Below are 18,748 nucleotides of genomic sequence, written 5' to 3'. Positions count from 1 at the left end.
CGTAACGGGTTATCATCTGGCCCGCCCCGGTTCAATCCGCGCCGCGACAAGGGCGCGATGAAATGCGCGTGCGTGGCCAGCCACAAGCCGCGCCCGGTCACTGCCATTGATGATGGCGCGTGCACCCTCCCAGTCCTCCCGCTGCGCGCCGAAGAAATCGGCAAGCCGGCGGCCGGTGAAGCTGCCGGCGATCATGCCGTGGATCAGGATGGCTGTTGCCACCTCCGTTTCCATGGCCCGCTCAGGCCGTTCCACAAGGTCGATGCCTGTCAGCACCGACATGGCCTCGTAGTTGCGGCGATGTGTCAGCTGCACGAAGCCTCGCCCCAGCCAGCTTTTTCCGTCCGTGTCCCGTTGCCAGTAAGGCTTGCGAACCATCGGCAGGCGGCCGGCCGCAAAGGCACGGTCCAGCCGCGCAATCGCCTCCGCATCGCTTGCCGCCAGGGTCTCGCGCACCGGCTGCATGGTGGCAGCCGTTTCGTGAAAGCTGGTCGCCAGCATATAGGCCAGCCAGCGCGCTTCGCTTTGCGGCATAGCCTTTGCACATCCGGCAAGTATCGTCTTCGTCCCCGCAAGTTGCGCGGCACGCAGGCGGCCACCAAACATCGAAACCCGCACCGACGCGAAGAATCGCGCCTCGTCATAGGCCATAGCCGGCTCCTGAAAATGAGAGGCGATATGACGCCCGGTTTTTCCACATGACGGCCGTCAGGACTAAATCGATTTGAAAAAACCTTAATCGATTTTAATCCGCAGGCCGTGGTTTTGGGGTAAAAAATTCCTTGAGTTCCGGAACCTTGGCGCGCTAACTCCATTCACCGCGCAATCCAGCTGCGTTAACAATTCAAGGAGGAATGCCACCATGACAGCGACAATCCCCCAGACCGTTTATGACCGTCTCGAAAACGAGTGGCGCCAGATGCGCGAAACCGGCTCCCAGCCGAAACCGGCGCAATCTCCGAAGAAGTAAGACCTGTCCGACGCCCGAATATGGGCGGATACGGAGCCAAAATTTCTTCTCCCCGCCGGGGAGAAGATGGCCCAAAGGGTCAGATGAGGGGGGGACCTCTCCGAATATCTTGACCGTAGCCCCCTCATCCCGCTGCCGCGGCCTTCTCCCCCTCGGGGAGAAGAACGCAAGACGCACCCGTTTGCCTATCATACCCGTGACGCCGGAACGTGGGCCAACATCGCCTCACATCCCGCGCACCCTCGGCTCATTCACCACCATTGTCGTCAGCGCCGTTATCGCCCAGACAAGTGCGTCCAGCCGGTCGGGCGAGCGACCGGATGACAGGCCGTCAGGCCCAAAATCCGTCATCTGGTCTTCGAGCTTCTCAAACCGCGCCGCGTGACGCACCCTGCCCTGCTCGTAAAGTGCGGCGACCGGCTCGGCGCGGGTAAACTTGCCACGGCTGGCCCGCACCAGAGTGAGCGGCAGGTCGGCGTCCACGCTTTGCAGCATCGCCCGCACCATCTCTCCGCCCTGATTGACCTCGGCCACCACCCGGTCAGCCTCGTGCCGGCGGAAGGCGGCGACCACGGCGCGGGCCCAGCCGGCCGGCGTTTCGCCTTCCACCGAACAATCCGCAAGCACGGCGAGTTTGCCCGACATGCCAAGTCCCGCAACCACGATGCCGCAGCAGGAATTTTCACCAGCGCCGGCAGGCGGATCGACCGCCACCACGATCCGCGAGAGCGGCTCATCCGTCACCTCGACAATTGTTTCCAGATCGGCGCGTTTCCACAATGCGCCCTCGCGCTCGTCGATCAGCTCGCCGCCGATTTCCTGACGCCCCAGCCGCGTGCCGCCATAACGGTCCTGCATGGCCTTCAGGAAACCGGGCGACAGGTTCTGCGCATTCATGGCGGTCGGCATTCGCGCAACCCGGGTCGAAGGATCGGCCAGCAACGCCTTCAACAACGGAATGGGCCGCGGCGTCGTCGTTACCAGTTGCCGCGGCGCTTCGCCCAAACGCAGGCCAAATTGCAGCATGTCCCAGGTTTCCTGCGGATATTTCCATTTTCCCAGCTCATCCGCCCAGGCCATGTGGAATTGCGGGCCGCGCAGGCTTTCGGGGTCTTCCGAAGAAAACACCTGCGCCATCGCACCATTCGGCCAGAGGAGCCTGCGACGCGTGACCTCGAAAGCGGGACGGCGACGGCGGGCGATGCGGCAGATACCGGAAATACCGTCGATCATCACCTCACGGGCGTCACCCAGCGTTTCTGCAATGAGCGCGATGCGCAAATCCGATTGTTTGCCGGCGGAAGCAATGCCGTGCACCCACTCGGCACCGGCCCGCGTCTTGCCGGAACCGCGCCCGCCGATCAAAAGCCATGTCCGCCAGTCGCCCCCAGGCGGCTGCTGCGGCAGGTTGCCAAGGAAACGCCAATCGCGCGAAAGGGCAAAGACCTGATCCTTGATATGAGGGTCGGACGAAAGCTCCGTCATGCATCAGGTTCCCGGGGTGCAACCGGTGTCAGCGTCGCCTCAAGCTTGGCGCGGCATTTCTGGTCGGCCAGTTCGTCGATGCGTTTGAGGAAATGCGCCACTGCGGCCTCGTAGTCTTCGGTATCGGTTTCGTCCTCAGCGGCAAGCGCTTCCCTCTCTTCCGCCAGCACCCGTTGCAGGGCGTCGATCCGCTCCAGCGTGCGTACGATCAGCGAAAGCTGATCCGTCGCGGCCTTCACATCGGCACGCGCCTGTTTGCCGGGAGCGTCATCCGCAGCCCCCAAAAGGGCCGCCTCGCTCTCCTGCCGCAGGGTGCGGTACAGGTGGAACTGATCCCGCATCTCTTTCGTCATCTCGTTCAGCATCTGCCTTAGCTCGCCGTTACGCGCCGCATCCTCGGCAGCCAGCTTGTCAGCCTGCGACTTTGTCTCAGGCGCGGTATCCGGCATGTCGTCACCGACATAGGCAGGCCGTTCCGGCCACGCGCTGTAGAGCACCGGGTCGCAAGTGTCAGAATTCGTCATGGGATCGGCCTGAGAGAAAATAATGTGAATGCGATAGGACGCACCGTCTGGTGGAAATGCCACACGGAACGGATTCAAATTGCAGGCAAGCCTCAAGCTCCGTCGTCGTCCTCGGGCTTGACCCGAGGATCCACGTCTTCGGCGGTTATGGATCCTCGCCTCAAGGGCGAGGATGACATCGAGAATTGCCGGACGTTTGCAATCAAACCCGAAGGCAACCTTCGAACCGGCCTCTGCCGTCAGCCGCAAATCTCCGACCGTAGCCAAATACTACCAAACCACCGTCACGGTGTAAAGGATTATTTTCCTATTTTAATGATTTTTATCCTGCCAACATGATTTGCACCCTCGCCCGCCGCATATTACACTCCGCGCTAGGCAATGAGCAGAAGGGGCAGGTCAAGTTGGTGAAACAATGGGTTGAGCGGTTGTTTGCGGGTCTTTCGGCAACCGGCATCGTCTTCGGCACGGTCCTGTTCTGCGCTTCGCTCACCCCCTCGCTTCTGCCGCGCACATGGCTGATGCAGGGGGTTCTGTGCGGGTTTTCCTTTGCCATCGGTTATCTGATCGGTGTCGCCCTGCACGCCGTCTGGGCCTATCTGGAACTGCCTGAACCCTCGCGACACAACACGCGCGGCATTCGTTTTCTCATCGCGCTTGCCGCCGCCATCACGGCCATTGCGTTTTTGTGGCAGGCGAAGGACTGGCAGAATTCCATCCGCGTGCTGATGGAACTCGATCCGCTGCCAAGCGCCCATCCGACCAAGACTGGCGGCATCGCGGTGCTGGTCGCCGCGGTGCTCATTGGCGCCGGCCGGCTTTTCCAGCTTATCCGCCGGTTCTTTGCCGCGCGCAGCCGGCATTTCCTGCCGCGCCGGCTCGCCAATGTTCTCGGCATAGCCGCTGCCATCGTGCTGTCGTGGATGCTGCTCAATGGCCTGATCTTCGATATCGGCCTGAAATTTGCCGATTCCTCGCTGAAACAGGTGGATGCGCTGATCGAGCCTGACGTGCCGCGCCCGTCCGATCCGCTGAAGACCGGCAGCAGCGCGTCGCTCATGACATGGGAATCGCTTGGCCGCCGCGGACGGGAATTCGTGGCAGGCGGGCCTGAAGCGCAGGAAATCACCGCCTTCACCCACCGTCCGGCCAGCGAACCGCTTCGGGTCTATGCCGGCCTGAATTCCGCTTCGACACCCGAAGCAAGAGCCAAACTGGCGCTGGAGGAACTGAAGCGGGTCGGCGGTTTCGAACGCAAGGTTCTGCTGGTCGTCATTCCCACCGGCACCGGCTGGATCGATCCCGAAGCGCTGGACACGGTGGAATATCTACATGATGGCGACATCGCCAGCGTCGCCGTGCAATATTCCTATCTCTCCAGCTGGATCGCGCTGCTGACCGAACCTGACTACGGTGTGGAAACGGCGCGGGCGCTGTTTCAGGCCGTCTACGCCTATTGGACCACCCTGCCGAAGGAAACCCGACCGAAGCTTTATCTGCATGGGTTGAGCCTCGGTTCGCTCAACTCGCAGAAATCCTCCGATCTTTACGATGTGCTGTCAGACCCGTTCCAGGGCGCGCTGTGGAGCGGCCCGCCCTTCTCCAGCCCCACATGGCGCATGGCCACCAATGGCCGGGTTGAGGGCACGCCGGAATGGCTGCCGCGTTTCCGCGATTCCTCCGTCATCCGTTTTGCCAACCAGTATACCACCGCCCATATGCCCGATGCGAAATGGGGGCCGATGCGGATCGTCTATCTGCAATATGCAAGCGACCCGATCACCTTCTTCGAAACCGCTTCGCTCTACCGGCGTCCAGAGTGGATGGCACATCACGGGCCTGATGTTTCCACGTCGTTCCGCTGGTTCCCGGTGGTGACGCTGCTGCAGCTCGGCCTCGATGTCGCTTCCGCCACCACCGCACCGATCGGTTACGGCCATGTCTATGCGCCGGAACATTACATCGATGCATGGACGGAGGTGACGCAGCCAGAGGGCTGGAGCGCCGAGGAGATCCAGCGGCTGAAGATGTTCTTCAAGGCCCGCCGCGGCTCCACCGATCCGGCGTGAGCGCGGCGGGCCTATCGCTTGCCGGCGTCAGCCTTTCAGCGCGTCCAGATGGTCGGCCACATAGGTTTCCAGCGAGCGCGGCGCGTGGCCGGTCAGGGTCTCGACATCACCGGTTACCACCGCCGTCCAGCCTTCACGCACGGGATAAAAGATCGAGGCGAGGAAAGAGGCGTAATCCTTCGGCACGCCCGCACCGGTGAGGATGCCGATGAAGACCTCGTCCGAAACGGCGGCATAAGACACCGGCTTGCCGATCGCCTTCGAAATCACCGCGGCTGCCTCGCCGTAACCGAAGGCCTTTGGCCCGGTCAGGTTGAAGGCCTTGCCATTAAAGGCGTCGGAGGTCAGCGCGGCGGCCGCACTGTCGGCGATATCGCGCACGTCGATGAAGCTCGACTTGCCCTCGCCGGCCGGCACGGCGATCTGACCGTGCTCAATACCGGCCTTCCAGTAGCTGTGAAAATTATCGGCAAACCAGTTGGGGCGCAGGATGACGTAAGGCGTACCCGACGCGATGATCTTCAGTTCGATCTGGCGATAGGGAATGGAATCGTCGGCATCGACACCGAGGACGCTGAGGAAAACGATCTTCACCTTGCGACGAGCCGCCTCCTCGACAACGGGCGTCAGCGCGTCGATGGCGTCCAGACGCCCGCCCGCCAGGATCAGGAACAGCCGGTCCACGCCGTCGAATGCATCGGAGTAAGTCGCCCGGTCGGTATAATCGAAGCGCACCCCTTCGGCGCCATCTGCCGCATTGCCGCTGCGCGAGGCAGCCTTGACGCTTTCGCCCTTTGCCAGAAGTGCCTTGACCAGCGGCGTGCCGATGGTCCCGGTGGAACCGATTACGAGTATCTTGCCTGTCATCTTAAATATCCTTAGTATCTAATGGAAACCATGTTTCGGAAATACAGGTACTGCGTTTGCGAAATCATGAAAAGAGAGCACTTTTCGGTTATCTGGTTTCCTTGCGGAAACCGGCATGGCCTTGAAACAATGGGGTGAAATCGATGGCGAATGTCTATGACGTTTATGAGGACCGCTGCCCGACACGTATGGTGCTGGACAGGATCGCCGACAAATGGGCGCTGTTGATCCTCGACAAGCTGCGGCGAGATCCCGTGCGCTTCAACCTGCTGCGGCGCGAGATCAAGGGCATTTCGCAGAAGGTCCTGTCGCAGACGCTGAAGAAGCTCGAGCGTGACGGGCTGATTTCCCGGCAGGCCTTTCCGACGGTTCCTGTCACGGTCGAATATTCGCTGACGCCGCTGGGGCGGACGCTGACCGACACGGTGGCGGCGCTCGCCCATTGGGCCGAGGGCAATATTGATGCGGTGATGGCGGCACAGAGGGCTTATGACGAGAGGGCGGTGGCTTAGATGGTCTTCGCCCTCGCGTGGCGACAGGAGAGACAAGCACCTTTGCCGCTTCGTTTCGTAGAACATTGCTTCCGTCATACCGGCCTTGAGCCGGTATCCAGCCAGCCCAAGTCCTTGGGCTGAAAAGACTCTATTCGCCGCGCAGACGCTGCGGCTGGATGCCGGATCAAGTCCGGCATGACGGAAGTGGGTTTTGCGTACCTTACACTTCCCAAAACATCCCTACCGCGAAATCCGCGTCGACAGAATGATCGACGACAGCGTGCGCTCCACACCGTCAAGCGCGCCTATGCGGTCGATCAGCCGGTCGAGATCGAGGATCGAAGGGGCGGCCAGAATCGCAATCAGGTCAAATGTGCCGCTCACCGAATGCAGCGTCGTGACCTCCTTGATGGCGGCAAGTGCGGCCGTCACGCCGGGCAGCGCCTTGGGTGCAATGGTAATCAGCACATGGGCGCGCACCAGCCCGGAAAGATAGCTTTCCGAAAGCCTGAGGCCATAACCGGCAATCACGCCGTCTGCCTCCAGCCGCTCGATGCGCGCCTGCACGGTGGTGCGGGAAAGGCCGAGTTTGCGCGCCAGTTCCGCCACCGGCATGCGGGCATTTTCGGAAAGCAGGGCCAATAGCGCCCGGTCCTTGTCGGCGATCGTCATAATGATCAATCCTGTCGTCTAACTGTCCAATAATAGACCGCTATCTGCACATAATGAAGCTGCGAATCGTCAATAAAAGCTGGCATTCTGTCTTTGAGGCGCATTCGTTGCGCAAAGACATGCGAATTTACTGCGGGGAACAAAAACATGAAAAACATTGTCATCATCGGCGCGGGCAATATCGGTTCAGCGATCGCCTGGATGCTGGCCGCAACAGGCGATTATCGCATCACGGTTGCCGACCGCTCGGCCGACCAGCTGGCCAACGTGCCGGCACATGAGCGCGTCGATACCGAGATCGTCGACATCGCCGATCGCCCGGCGCTGGAAGCACTGCTGAAGGGCAAATTCGCCGTGCTTTCCGCCGCCCCATTCCACCTGACGGCGGGCATTGCGGAGGCGGCGGTCACTGTGGGCACGCATTATCTCGACCTCACCGAAGACGTGGAATCCACCCGCAAGGTCAAGGCGCTCTCGGAAACGGCTGAGACCGCGCTCATTCCGCAATGCGGTCTGGCGCCCGGCTTCATCTCCATCGTCGCCGCCGATCTCGCCGCCCGCTTCGACAAGCTGGACAGCGTACGCATGCGTGTCGGCGCACTGCCGCAATATCCGTCCAACGCGCTCAACTACAATCTCACCTGGAGCACGGACGGGCTGATCAACGAATATATCGAGCCCTGCGAAGCCATCGTCGAAGGCCGCCTCACCGCCGTTCCGGCGCTGGAAGAGCGCGAGGAATTTTCGCTCGACGGCGTCACCTACGAGGCCTTCAACACCTCGGGCGGTCTCGGCACCCTGTGCGCCACGCTGGAAGGCAAGGTGCGGACGATGAATTACCGCACCATCCGTTATCCCGGCCATGTGGCAATCATGAAGGCGCTTCTGAACGACCTCAACCTGCGCAACCGCCGCGACGTGCTGAAGGACCTGTTCGAAAACGCCCTGCCCGGCACCATGCAGGATGTGGTCATCGTCTTCGTCACGGTCTGCGGCACCCGCAATGGCCGTTTCCTGCAGGAAACCTATGCCAACAAGGTTTATGCCGGCCCTGTTTCCGGCCGGATGATGAGCGCCATCCAGATCACCACCGCAGCAGGCATCTGCACGGTTCTCGACCTGCTTGCCGAGGGTTCCCTGCCGCAGAAGGGCTTCGTGCGGCAGGAAGAAGTAGCGCTGCCGAAATTCCTCGAAAACCGGTTCGGCCGGTATTATGGCTCGCATGAGCCGCTGGCCCGGGTGGGGTGAAGAGCCAGTATTTATAGGGCGCGGCGTTGCCGCTGGGTTTCTTCTCCCCGCCGGGGAGAAGGTGGCCCGAAGGGTCGGATGAGGGGGAAACGTAGCCGGATTTCGGAGAGCTTGCCCCCTCATCCCGCTGCCGCGGACTTCTCCCCGGCGGGGAGAAGAAACAGGCGGCATCCGCTCGTTCCAGCGTCCCGGATCAGCTTTGCCCCTACGTCCCGCAAAATGTCCTGAACACCCGCTCATGGCTCATCGGCGGCTGCATATAGACAAAATTGTCCGGCCGCTCCTCGAAGGGTGTCGCGATTGCCGTCAGCATGGCGTGGAACGGCTCGAAATCATCGTCCTCCACCGCCGCCTCGATCAGTTCCTCGATACGGTGGTTACGCGGGATGACCGCCGGATTGACTGATAACATCGCCCGTGACCTGTCGGCATCGGAAATATCCTCGCGGCCGGAGCGCTCCCGCCAGCGGGCGAGAAATTCGTCCGCACCGGCAATATCGATGAACATGCCGCGAAATGGTTCGGCATCGCCGTTCGCAGCGTGGGAAAGACGCCGGAAGGTCAGCGTGTAGTCCGCTTCCGATGCCTGCATCAGAGCCAGAAGTGCCTGCACGAGATCGAGATCACCTTCTTCTTCCAGCGTCAGGCCGAGTTTTTCGCGCATGCCGGCCAGCCAGCGTTTGGGAAAGGCAGCGGCGAAATCGGCCAGCACGGCGTTGGCAAGTTCGGCGGCCTTTTCCACTTGAGGATCGAGCAGCGGCAACAGGCATTCCGCCAACCTGGCGATGTTCCATTGGGCAATGCCCGGCTGGTTGTTATAGGCGTAACGGCCCTGCGCATCGATGGAGGAGAACACCTTGTTGGGGTGGTATTCATCAAGGAAGGCGCAGGGGCCGAAATCGATGGTCTCGCCGGATACCGCCATATTGTCGGTATTCATCACACCGTGAATGAAACCCACCATCATCCAGCGGGCGATGAGGTCGCATTGCCTTTCAGCGATGCCGCGCAGCAAAGCGAGGTAAGGATTATCGGCGGTTTTCGCCTCGGGATAGTGCCGGTCGATCACGTAATCCGCGAGGTTCCTGATCGCTTCGTCATCCTCGCGCGCGGCGAAGAACTGGAAGGTGCCGACGCGGATGTGGCTCGCCGCGACGCGGGTGAAAACGCCGCCTGGCAGGCCCACTTCGCGCTGCACCCTTTCGCCGCTGAGGACGGCCGCCAATGCCCGCGTGGCGGGAATGCCAAGCGCATGCATCGCTTCGGAGACGATATATTCCCGCAGAACCGGGCCGAGCGCCGCACGCCCGTCTCCGCGGCGCGAAAAGGGCGTAGGACCTGAGCCCTTCAGCTGGATATCCCGCCGTTTGCCGTTTTTGTCGATGACTTCGCCGAGAAGAATGGCGCGGCCATCGCCCAGCTGCGGCACGAAACCGCCGAACTGGTGACCGGCATAGGCCATGGCCAGCGGCTCTGCCCCCTGCGGCACGACATTGCCGGAAAAGATCGCCGCCAGCCTTTCATCGTCAAGGCCGGAAACATCCAGAAGGAGTTCGTCTGCAAGCTTGCGATTGAAGGCGATGAGGCGCGGCGCTTTCACCGGCGTCGGCAGCACGGCGGCGCTGAACCGTTCCGGCAGGCGGGCATAGGAATTGTCGAATCTGATCACGGTTAAACTCCCTGCTTTTGCCTTTATATGGGGCGGCAAGGCCGCAGTTGCGAGCGACAATGCCGTCACACCGTGCCTATAACGCCAATCATTGTATTTTGCGCAATGAACTTTCCAGCGCCATCATCGTTCCTATGCTTGACCCGCAGAATGCCGAAATGAAAGGAACAGCAATGAGCGTCGTTGAAACCGTGACGGAAGTATCGGAAAGCGCCATCCGCACGCTCCACACCGACCTGCCGGTCAACGCCACCTTCCATGTCTGGCTGAAGGCGAAAAAGACCGCTGAACCCGGCGCCGTCTCCTTCTCCAACCAGAATGGAAAATTCGCTGAAGTTTCAAGCGTCAATACCGAAGAGTTCGGTTTTCGAATCTATCAGGTGTTCGGCGGCGGCCATGTGGAACTGAGTTACGATACCGTGACGACAGCCGTTTCCGTCATCTACTGGTTTACCGCTTCCGATGTGCTCGAAACCGGCATCACTGTCGTTCATACCAAGCCCGACAATGCCGCTCCCGAGCTGCCCGATAGCTATCACTTCCGCCCGCCGTTTGGCTGGATGAACGATCCTAATGGCTTTGGCCGTTTCGAAGGCCGCCCGCATCTGTTCTACCAGCATTATTCGCATGGGCTGCGCTGGAACACGATGCATTGGGGCCATGCGGTCTCTTCGGATTATCTGCGGTGGCGGCATCTGCCGATCTTTTTGTTTCCCTCCGAAGACCTGACGACGCGGCCGGACAAGCGCGGCGGGGCCTATTCCGGCTCCACCATTCCGCTGGTTGAAGGCACCGGCATCCGCGTCTTCTTCACCGAACAGGTGCAGGACCGCATTCCCGAACAGCAGATCCAGCTGACCGCCACCTCCGCCGATCTCATCATGGCCGGGCAGGCAGAGGTCGTTCTCGCACAACGCCCGGACGGACAGGGGCTGACGCCGGATTTCCGCGATCCTTACGTCTTTCGTGGTCCCGATGGATTGTGGAAAATGCTGCTTGGCAGCCAGAGCGATGGCGGTGGCGTCATTCTGCTTTACGAGACGCTGGACCCCACCGCCGCATCCGGCTGGACCTATGTCGGCAAGCTGTGGGTGGAAACGCGCTACAAGACCACGGCGATCGAATGCCCCTGCCTTTTGCCGCTGGACGGTCCGGCCAATGCCCGCTCCACCCGCTGGGTGCTGATTTATGGGCTGATGCATTCGGAAGACCCGGAAACCGGCCGCAAGAACCTCACCATGGCCGATGTCGGCTGGTTTGACGGCAAGGCCTTCACCAAGGAATCCGGTCAGGAACTGGATTTCGGCACCGATAATTACGCCTTTCAGGCGTTTCTGGATGGCGACAGCATCATCGGTATCGGCTGGCTCGCCAATTGGGCGGATGCCAGCCCCGAGATCGATTTCCCCACTTCCATGACGCTGCCGCGCCGGATTCATTACGTCAACGGCGAGCTTCTGACCCCGCCCATCGGTGCTGCGGAAAGCCTGCGCAGCCATATTCTCGACCGCACGCGCCTTGCCGCCGGCGAACGTGTGACCTTCATCAACGGCGCGGTGGAAATTCTGATCGAGCTTGCCGAGGCTGGCGCGCCATTCGAACTGGCGCTTGAGCATCCGACGGTCACGCTCGGTCTCGTTTCCGATGAAACCGGCCTCTGGATTCGTCATGAAGACGGGCGCGATGGTCCCTCGCCGCATTACATCGCCAAGAGCGCACGGGCCTCACGTATCCGTATTTTCCTGGATTACGGCTCTATCGAAGTCTTCGCCAATCGCGGCCGATATGTGGGCACAAAACGCATCGAAGGTTTCGAACCCGTGCGTTCGGCGCTGCTGAAGGCGGCTGCCGGCGCGGTGGTGCACGCGACCAGCTGGGCGCTCAAACCCTGAGGAACCTTTTGGCGGATATGGCGGTTGATAGACCAGCAACAGCCGACCAGTTCGCCAAAAGGAGAAACGGCATGACCAAAATCCGCGATACCAGCGACCCCATTCTGTTTCCGACCGAAGCCAATGAAAACAAGGCGGAGAAAAAACGTGCCGGCAAAGGCATCGTCGTCATTATCGGCGCGATCGCCATCATGTCCTTCGTCGTTTATCTGGCGGCGATCACCATCGCCGCCACGCAGTCCTGACCCCTCGCCCTCTCCGGAACCGGTGCTCAGCCGCGTGCGCTTCGCAGCCCGCGGGCGGTAAGGAGCGCAATGAGTGAGACGGCAGCACCCAGCCCGTAAAGATAGGCCATCGGCATCGTCACATCCGCCCGCTCGATCTGCGCAACGAGATCGGTGGCGGCAGCGACGGTGCCGCTCGCACCCGCACCGGCCGCCGCCCCCAGCGTCGCGACCGTGGGAAGCAATGCACCCGTCATCTTGCGCTCTTCCTCTGGTGCTGCCTCCATGGCGGCCTGGCTGATACCGGCCCATGACATGCCAAAGGCAGACCCGATCAGGATTTGCCCGAGCAGCATTTCACCCCAGTTTCCGCTTGCAAGCCCCAGCCCCAGCAGGGCGCAGCCCGGTACCATCTGGTAAGGGCCATAATGCAGGCAAATTTCTCTCAGGCGGATCGAGCGCAGGCTGCCGATCAGCATCGCCACGAAGCTCCAGGCTAGCGGCATCGTCACCACGATGAAACCGGCGAAGGTTGGCTCATAGTGCCACAGATTGATGGCGACATAAGCGAGATAGACACTGCCCAGCGCATGGGCATAGGACATCAGGAACAATACCCAGAAACCGCTGCCCAGCACCGTTTTCAACCGGAAGGAATCCTTCGGGAACAGGCCGGTAGAAGGCCGGATGCCCACCCGCAGCGAGGCCCATAACAGCGCAGCACCTGCCAGCAGCGAGATTGCCCGCAGGCTCGCATCCTCGAAGGCGGAAGGCGCGGAAAAGGCAAGTGCGCCAACCAGGCACAGAACCAGCGGCACAAATGGTTTGCGCGTCGCCGCCACCGGACGCTCGGCGGAAACGGCGATGGTCGTGTAGGCCAGCAGCAGCACGATCAGCGGCGCCGACAGCAGGAAGGTGGCGCGCCAGGACAGGTGTTCGGTGGCGAAACCGCCGGTCAGCGGGCCGATGAAGGAAGCAACCGCCCAGATCGCCGCCTCGATGGCAAAGACCTTCGGCAACAGGCCGGAGCGGAAACCGGCGGGTATAAGGCTGTAACAAACCGCCACGATCAGCCCGTCGGCCAGCCCCTGCAACGCCCGGCCGACGACCACCCATAAGAAATCCCCGGCGATTGCGGAGAGAATCGAACCGAAAGAAAAGATCAGGCAGCACAGAAGCAAAACGGCGCGGGCGCCAAAACGCTCCCGAAACAGCACGGCGGTAACACCGCCCGCCACGGAACCAACGAAATAGAGACTATAGGCCCAGCTGTAATAGGCAGCACCGCCAATTTCGTTGACGGCGACGGGCAAGGCCGTCACCACCGCGAACTGGTTGAAGGCATGCAGGCCGATACCGGAGGAAATGACGGTCAGAAGCGAGAGGTTCGCTCCGCTCAGTAATTCACCCCAGCCGTTTTTCTCCGTCATTTCCATACTCGTCAAAGCCGTATCCTTTCCATTTTTGCGATACGGCGGGCAAACTAGAACCTCAAGCACCATTGAGGTCAAGACGGCTTTTTCACGCAATTTGCTTTGAAGGAATCGGCGGGCGGCAGGAACCCCGCGCCCGCCCGGCCGTTTGCTGAAGAACCGATAGAAAGGATATCGTCATGGACCGCAAGAAAATCATGCCGCTGAACGAAGACGCCATGGACGAGGATCTACTCGATCTCGATATCGACGCCCTTCCGGCCAAGGGAGAAATCCCGCAATCCATCGAACACGAAATCGAGGAGGAAGAGGCCGAGAGCGAGGATGATCCCTATCAGGAAAGCGACGAGGCTCTTCCCGACGACGCGGAAGAACGGGTGATCAACCGTAATCCCTCGCGGGAAGGCGGGGCTTTCGACGAGGTTTAGGAAACTCGCATTGGCGGGACTCAGGCAGGATCGATAATGCTGATGATACGCCCGGCGATTTCGTCGATCGTCGCATCATCAAGAGTTTCAAGATATTTCGCTTTCTTCTGGGCAACACGGGCGACGATGTCCATGCTTCTCACCTGATTGCAAAGTGCGACACCAGTCGTTCTGTGGCCGGATATGTTCACGGCAAGCCCTGCTTTGCGCGTGAACATCCCGCCGGTGGTTACGGGAACGACGAGACATAGGCCGACCGCATTGATTTCTCTCGGCGTGATGACGACGCAGTGGTGTTCGTCCTTGATTTCACTACCGATAACCGGGTTCAGATCGACCAGATAGACGTCGCCGCGCTTCGGGATCTGGCTGCGAACCATCAAAGCGCCTCTTTGCCAACCGGCAGCGCTTCATCCCACTGCCGCTCCCTGGCATTCAGCGCAGCGACTTCATCAGCCCCCTCCAGCAACTCAGCGAGCGTGAAGCGCTTCTTTTCCGGTCGAACCGGGCTGGCGACCAAAGTGCCATTGTCGACGGCGAGCGTCAGTTGCTCGCCGATCTCCAGCCCAAGCATCTTCAAAAGAGCGGGCGGGATGGTCATCACCGCAGCCCCGCCCTGCCGTCTTATTTTCGTGATTACCGTCATCTGTTCGCACTCCAATTTTGTGCAACATATGTAGCACATTTTCACCTTTGCGCAAACGGAAGCCGCCTTTCAGCCCACCTGCTCCGGCGAATAACCGGCATCGCGGATCGCCGCTTCCGCCGTTGCGGCGTCGCCCGTTACCGTGAGTTTGTGGGTAGCCAGATCGATGCTGACGGACGCGTCGGGCAGCACGTCAGCGAGAGCGCCACGCAGGGTCTTTTCACAATGGCCGCAGGTCATGTCTGACACGAGGAAGGTGGTTGCACTCATGGTTTTTTCTCCTTTTGACCGGTAGCGATATGGTCGCGCCGGCTGTCATTGCAGTTCAGTGGGTTCTTGCGGGCTCGCCGACGCTCTTTTCAGCGCCGGCGAGATCATCGAGAATGGGGCAATCGGGCCGGTTATCGCCGCCGCAGCAATGGGCGAGATGGGAGAGCGTCTTCACCATGCTCTTCATCTCGGCGATCTTCTGCTCAAGATCGGCGATATGGACGAGCGCGATCTCCTTCACCGCCGAACTCTCGCGGCTCTTGTCCTGCCAGAGTTTCAGCAGCGTCTCGGTTTCTTCCAGCGAGAAACCGAGCGTGCGCGCCCGCTTGATGAAGCGCAGATTGTGCACGTCCTGCTCGCCATAAACCCGGTAATTATTGCCGGTGCGGGCGGCGGGGGTGATGAGGCCGATCTGCTCGTAATAACGGATCATCTTGGCGGAAACGCCCGATGCTTCCGATGCCTGGCCGATATTCACGACGTCACCTCCCTGTGAGCGACCTTCGCCCGTTTCAACCGCAGCGCGTTGGCGAGAACAAAGACGCTGGACAGCGCCATCGCGCCCGCGCCGATCATCGGCGACAGCGTGATGCCAAAGGCGGGATAAAGCACGCCCGCTGCGACCGGTATAAGCGCCACGTTATAACCAAAGGCCCAGAACAGGTTTTCCTTGATGTTGCGCATGGTCGCCCGGCTCATCTCGATGGCATTGACCGCGCCGAGAAGATCACCGCCGACCAGCACCACATCGGCGCTTTCGATGGCGACATCCGTGCCGGTGCCGACGGCGATGCCGATATCGGCCTCGGCCAGCGCCGGCGCGTCATTGATGCCGTCACCGACGAAAGCCAGCACCTTGCCGCCGGCGCGCATTTCATGGATCGCCTTCACCTTGCCTTCGGGCAGCACTTCAGCCACCACGCGGGAGATGCCGACCTGCCGGGCGATTGCATTCGCCGTGCGTTCATTGTCGCCCGTCACCATCGCCACTTCGATGCCCATCGCCTGCAACGCCCTGATGGCAGTCACACTCGAGGGTTTCAGCGGATCGGCGACGGCAATCGCAGCCGCCAGCCTGCCGTCGATGGCGGCATAAAGCGGCGTCTTACCCTCGTCACCCAGCCTTGCGGCGGCTTCAGCGAAAATCTCCACGGAATGGCCGAGTTTGGCCATGTAACGATCCGCGCCGACTTCGACCCTGCGGCCATTGACGGTGGCCGCGATGCCATAACCCGTGACGCTTTCGAAGTTCTCGACGGTCGCAGGTTCTAGCCCTGCAGGGGTCGCCACCTTCTTTTCTTCCGCAGCCCGCACGATGGCTTCGGCAATCGGATGTTCCGAACGGCCTTCGACGGCGGCGACGAGCGCCAGCACTTCGTTATCGGCAAACCCTTCCGCAACCACCAGATCGGTCAGTTCCGGGCGGCCCTTGGTCACAGTGCCGGTCTTGTCGACCACGACAATCTGCGCAGAGCGCAGTTCCTGCAATGCCTGCCCCTTGCGGAACAGCACACCCAGCTCCGCTGCCCGGCCGGTGCCGACCATGATTGAGGTCGGCGTGGCGAGACCCATGGCGCAGGGGCAGGCGATGATGAGCACCGCGACCGCATTGACCAGCGCGAAAGTATAGGCGGGCTCAGGACCGAAGATCGCCCAGACGATGAAGGTCAGCACGGCAATCGCGATGACAACGGGCACGAACAGCGCGGTAACACGGTCGACCAGCAGCTGGATCGGCAGCTTGGAGCCTTGCGCCTCCTCCACCATGCGGATGATCTGCGACAGCATGGTATCCGCGCCGACCTTGGTTGCCCTAAACTTGAAGGCGCCGGTCTTGTTGATGGTACCGCCGACGATCGCTGCGCCGACCGTCTTTTCCACCGGCACGGGTTCGCCGGAAATCATGGACTCATCGACATAGGACGAGCCTTCGACGACTTCGCCATCCACCGCCAGCCTTTCGCCGGGACGGATGACGACGATATCGCCCGTCACCAGATCGTCAGGAGAAATATCGATGGTCGCACCGTCGCGCTCCACCCGGGCGGTCTTTGCCTGCAGGCTCATCAGCTTGCGGATGGCGTCTCCCGTACGGCCGCTGGCGCGGGCTTCGAGAAGCCGTCCGGTGAGGATCAGCGTCACGATAACGGTGGCCGCCTCGTAGTAGACGAATTGCGCCTCTGCCGGCAGCAGATCGGGCGCGAAGGTCGCCACCACGGAATAGAGATAGGCCGCCGTGACACCCAGCGCCACCAGCGAGTTCATTTCCGGCGCGCCGCGCAAAAGCGCCGGAAAACCGGTCTTGAGAAAGCGCAGGCCCGGCCCGAAGATCACCGCCGTCGCCAGCACGAAATAGATGTAACAGAGGTTCTGCGTATCGATGATGCCCATCAGCCAGTGATGCATCGGCTCATAGAGATGGCCGCCCATTTCCAGCACGAAAAGCGGTGCGGTCAGGATCGCGGCAATCGTCAGGTCGCGTTTCAGCGCGCCCTCTTCGCCTGCATGCTGCATATGGTCATGGCCGCCGCTTTCGCCGGCCGTCGCCATCTGGCTGTGGCCCTGATGATGTCCATGGTGTTGGCTTTGGTGCTGGTTGGGGTCTTGATGGGCGGAATGATCGTGCGGCTTGCGCGTCGTCAAGGCAAAGCCGGCGAGCTTTGCCGTTTCCACCAGCGCATCCCGCTCACGCCGGCCGCCGATGGTTTCCACCGCGACCTTGCCTGCCGCAGCGTCCACCTTCACGTCGACGGTAGTGGCGACGGCGTCCAGAATGATTTTCAACCGTCCGGCATCCGCGTCATTGCGCAGGCCTTCGACGGCAAATTCATGCCGGTCCGGTGCGATATTGTAACCGACCTTCTTGATGGCGGCACCGAGCGTCCTGGCAGAAAAGCCCTCGGCGGGCTCGACGGTGAGCTTCTTCGTGGCGAAGTTCACCGAGCTTGATGCAACGCCCGGCACCTTGGCCGCGGCCGTTTCCACCCGCCGCACGCATGACGCGCAGGTCATGCCTTCCACGGGAATGGAAACCGGTTGGTTCGAATGGGCGTGTCTGACTGTCTCGTTCATGGGAAATCCCCTTTCGAGACCCTATGTAGGGCTTCCCATGATGGGAAGGTCAAGGTGTGGGCAAGCTTTTTGTTGAACACACAATCGTGAGCACTGGCACCAGCCATAAAAGCAGGGATTTCCGTCGTTTACCTTTGTGTCCGGTAATCGCGCGTTCTCCTCTCAGGCCGCCACGCGTCTGGCGAGATAAACCGTTGCCCCACCGCATTGCGGGTCATTGACGGTGTGATCGAGAAGCCGGAACCCATTTGCGGCGAGCAGGCTTCCATAATCCTCGCGTGCAAGACTGGCGTGATAAAGCGGCTTGCCCTGAAACGTGCCTATCGCTTCGCCCTGCTCCGGCCCGGCCGTGAACATCAGGGCAGCACCGTCATTGGCGTGCTGGCGGAAAATGCCGAACATCAGGCGTTGATCTTCGGGCTTCAGGTGGAAAAAACTGTGCCAGGCGATCAAACCGTCGAAACGGCGACCGAGAGCCAGCTCGCGCATATCGGCAACCGCCCAGAGATTTTCAGGAAACCGGCTGCGGCAAAGTTCGATCAGCGGCAGGGACGCGTCGATGCCGGTGACGTCATAGCCATTGGCGATGAAATAGCCGGCAATCGGTTCGCCGGAACCGCAGCCGATATCGAGAATGGAACCGCCGTCGGGCAAAAGCGAGATGAACCTGTCCAGCCATGGTTTTTCGGCAAGGGACCGGCCGCGCTCCCTGTCGAAATCAGCGCCGTGTTCGGTATAAAGCCCGATGACATCGCGGGAGGCGTTCGACATTTCCTGATGTCCTT

19 protein-coding genes and 1 pseudogene are annotated in these 18,748 nt (G+C 61.1%); 6 read left to right on the top strand and 14 right to left on the bottom strand.

Going from position 1 to position 18,748, the window contains the following annotated elements; genetic code table 11:
• Positions 1-12 precede the first annotated feature (12 nt).
• The 4 genes and pseudogenes from QSV77_RS02930 to QSV77_RS25825 form a co-directional block, all read right to left on the bottom strand.
• Positions 13-651, bottom strand: coding sequence for a hypothetical protein (locus QSV77_RS02930; RefSeq protein WP_302732471.1), 639 nt, complete (start codon positions 649-651; stop codon positions 13-15).
• Between the two features lie 544 nt (positions 652-1,195).
• Positions 1,196-2,455, bottom strand: coding sequence for a DNA-packaging protein (locus QSV77_RS02925; protein WP_302732470.1), 1,260 nt, complete (start codon positions 2,453-2,455; stop codon positions 1,196-1,198).
• Complete coding sequence (locus QSV77_RS02920) at positions 2,452-2,979, bottom strand: hypothetical protein (protein ID WP_302732469.1); 528 nt, start codon at positions 2,977-2,979, stop codon at positions 2,452-2,454. Before QSV77_RS02920 ends, QSV77_RS02925 begins: the two co-directional genes overlap by 4 nt.
• 312 nt (positions 2,980-3,291) lie before the next feature.
• Positions 3,292-3,357, bottom strand: a pseudogene (locus QSV77_RS25825) (hypothetical protein); the annotation flags it as partial.
• 50 nt (positions 3,358-3,407) lie between these two features.
• Here QSV77_RS25825 and QSV77_RS02915 point away from each other — a divergent pair.
• A complete protein-coding gene (locus QSV77_RS02915; protein WP_302733877.1) occupies positions 3,408-5,048 on the top strand; it encodes an alpha/beta-hydrolase family protein in 1,641 nt (546 codons plus the stop codon).
• A gap of 27 nt (positions 5,049-5,075) precedes the next feature.
• Here the strand turns inward: QSV77_RS02915 and QSV77_RS02910 are convergent, their stop codons facing one another.
• Entirely contained in the window at positions 5,076-5,915 is an 840-nt protein-coding gene (locus QSV77_RS02910; RefSeq protein ID WP_302732468.1) for an SDR family oxidoreductase, read from the bottom strand.
• 143 nt (positions 5,916-6,058) lie between these two features.
• Between QSV77_RS02910 and QSV77_RS02905 the strand changes: the two genes are divergently transcribed.
• The gene (locus QSV77_RS02905; protein ID WP_142839387.1) at positions 6,059-6,427 is read left to right on the top strand and encodes a helix-turn-helix domain-containing protein; all 369 of its coding nucleotides are present in this window, start codon (positions 6,059-6,061) and stop codon (positions 6,425-6,427) included.
• A gap of 222 nt (positions 6,428-6,649) precedes the next feature.
• Here the strand turns inward: QSV77_RS02905 and QSV77_RS02900 are convergent, their stop codons facing one another.
• Positions 6,650-7,081: an Lrp/AsnC family transcriptional regulator gene (locus tag QSV77_RS02900; protein WP_052817598.1), complete on the bottom strand. Its 432-nt coding sequence runs from the start codon at positions 7,079-7,081 to the stop codon at positions 6,650-6,652.
• Between the two features lie 147 nt (positions 7,082-7,228).
• Between QSV77_RS02900 and QSV77_RS02895 the strand changes: the two genes are divergently transcribed.
• Positions 7,229-8,329, top strand: a complete 1,101-nt coding sequence (locus tag QSV77_RS02895) for a saccharopine dehydrogenase family protein (protein ID WP_302732467.1) — start codon at positions 7,229-7,231, stop codon at positions 8,327-8,329.
• A gap of 205 nt (positions 8,330-8,534) precedes the next feature.
• Here the strand turns inward: QSV77_RS02895 and QSV77_RS02890 are convergent, their stop codons facing one another.
• Positions 8,535-9,995, bottom strand: a complete 1,461-nt coding sequence (locus QSV77_RS02890; protein WP_302733876.1) for a YdiU family protein — start codon at positions 9,993-9,995, stop codon at positions 8,535-8,537.
• A gap of 176 nt (positions 9,996-10,171) precedes the next feature.
• Between QSV77_RS02890 and QSV77_RS02885 the strand changes: the two genes are divergently transcribed.
• On the top strand, positions 10,172-11,890 hold the full coding sequence (locus QSV77_RS02885) for a glycoside hydrolase family 32 protein (RefSeq protein ID WP_302732466.1): 1,719 nt from the start codon (positions 10,172-10,174) through the stop codon (positions 11,888-11,890).
• A gap of 71 nt (positions 11,891-11,961) precedes the next feature.
• Positions 11,962-12,135, top strand: coding sequence for a hypothetical protein (locus QSV77_RS02880; protein ID WP_142839384.1), 174 nt, complete (start codon positions 11,962-11,964; stop codon positions 12,133-12,135).
• 26 nt (positions 12,136-12,161) lie between these two features.
• Here QSV77_RS02880 and QSV77_RS02875 read toward each other — a convergent pair whose 3' ends face one another.
• On the bottom strand, positions 12,162-13,550 hold the full coding sequence (locus QSV77_RS02875; RefSeq protein ID WP_302733874.1) for an MFS transporter: 1,389 nt from the start codon (positions 13,548-13,550) through the stop codon (positions 12,162-12,164).
• A 176-nt stretch (positions 13,551-13,726) separates the two neighbouring features.
• On the opposite strand from QSV77_RS02875, the gene QSV77_RS02870 reads away from it, so the two are divergent.
• Positions 13,727-13,975, top strand: coding sequence for a hypothetical protein (locus tag QSV77_RS02870; protein ID WP_302732465.1), 249 nt, complete (start codon positions 13,727-13,729; stop codon positions 13,973-13,975).
• A gap of 20 nt (positions 13,976-13,995) precedes the next feature.
• On the opposite strand, the gene QSV77_RS02865 is transcribed toward QSV77_RS02870, so the two are convergent.
• The 6 genes from QSV77_RS02865 to QSV77_RS02840 form a co-directional block, all read right to left on the bottom strand.
• Complete coding sequence (locus QSV77_RS02865) at positions 13,996-14,355, bottom strand: type II toxin-antitoxin system PemK/MazF family toxin (protein WP_302732464.1); 360 nt, start codon at positions 14,353-14,355, stop codon at positions 13,996-13,998.
• Positions 14,355-14,621 (bottom strand): AbrB/MazE/SpoVT family DNA-binding domain-containing protein, encoded by a 267-nt coding sequence (locus QSV77_RS02860; RefSeq protein WP_302732463.1) that lies wholly within the window; start codon positions 14,619-14,621, stop codon positions 14,355-14,357. Before QSV77_RS02860 ends, QSV77_RS02865 begins: the two co-directional genes overlap by 1 nt.
• 69 nt (positions 14,622-14,690) lie before the next feature.
• Complete coding sequence (locus tag QSV77_RS02855; protein WP_302732462.1) at positions 14,691-14,891, bottom strand: heavy-metal-associated domain-containing protein; 201 nt, start codon at positions 14,889-14,891, stop codon at positions 14,691-14,693.
• Positions 14,892-14,946: 55 nt separating this feature from the next.
• Complete coding sequence (cueR, locus tag QSV77_RS02850) at positions 14,947-15,369, bottom strand: Cu(I)-responsive transcriptional regulator (protein WP_065115185.1); 423 nt, start codon at positions 15,367-15,369, stop codon at positions 14,947-14,949.
• On the bottom strand, positions 15,366-17,963 hold the full coding sequence (locus tag QSV77_RS02845) for a heavy metal translocating P-type ATPase (RefSeq protein WP_302732461.1): 2,598 nt from the start codon (positions 17,961-17,963) through the stop codon (positions 15,366-15,368). Before QSV77_RS02845 ends, cueR begins: the two co-directional genes overlap by 4 nt.
• A gap of 162 nt (positions 17,964-18,125) precedes the next feature.
• Entirely contained in the window at positions 18,126-18,734 is a 609-nt protein-coding gene (locus QSV77_RS02840; RefSeq protein WP_302732460.1) for a class I SAM-dependent methyltransferase, read from the bottom strand.
• Between the last annotated feature and the right edge of the window lie 14 nt (positions 18,735-18,748).

The sequence above is a fragment of the Agrobacterium sp. V1 genome (genome assembly GCF_030518355.1).
In the GTDB taxonomy this organism is placed as follows: domain Bacteria; phylum Pseudomonadota; class Alphaproteobacteria; order Rhizobiales; family Rhizobiaceae; genus Agrobacterium; species Agrobacterium cucumeris.
This window is presented reverse-complemented; position numbering and strand designations above follow the sequence as displayed.